General features: G+C 68.0%; 1 rRNA gene. It reads left to right on the forward strand.

The annotated features are described in order from the left end of the window. Window positions 1-607 (forward strand): 23S ribosomal RNA (locus JCM11217_RS17120); the annotation flags it as partial.

Here is a 607-nt window from a genome sequence, read left to right on the forward strand (position 1 = left end):
GGGGGGGGCCACTGGCCCCCAAGGCTAAGCACGTCCCGAGACCGATAGCGCACTAGTACCGTGAGGGAAAGCTGAAAAGAACCCGAAAGGGGGGGAGTGAAAAGAGCCTGAAACCGGGCGGCTAAAGGAGGGGGGGGCGGCCCGAAAGGGTGCCCTTCCCCGAAGGAAACCGGGGGGGTGAACCCGGGAGTACGAGGGGGGGGAGGGTCCAGGGTCGCCCCTTCCGTCTAGAAACACGGGCCGGGGGGGGAGTTCCCGCCCGTGGCGAGCCTAAGGGGGGGGTTAGCCCCGAAGGCGTAGGGAAACCGAAAAGCCCGTAGCGGGGGGGGTGACCCCGTGAGGGGGGGCTGGGTCTTAATGGGCCCGTAGTCACGGGCGGGAGACCAGAAACCGGGCGATCTAGCCCTGGGCAGGGTGAAGCGGGGGGGCGAAAGCCCCGTGGAGGCCCGAAAGGGTTCTGATGTGCAATTCGTTCCCATGACCTGGGGGGGCTAGGGGGGGCAAAAGACCAATCAAGCCCGGTGATAGCTGGTTCCCCCCGAAGCGGGTCCCAGCCCGGCCTCCCTGGAGGAGGCCCACGGGGGGGGTAGAGCACTGATCGGGGGGG

Source organism: Vulcanisaeta distributa JCM 11217, assembly GCF_001316005.1.
GTDB classification, from domain to species: Archaea; Thermoproteota; Thermoprotei; order Thermoproteales; family Thermocladiaceae; genus Vulcanisaeta; species Vulcanisaeta distributa_B.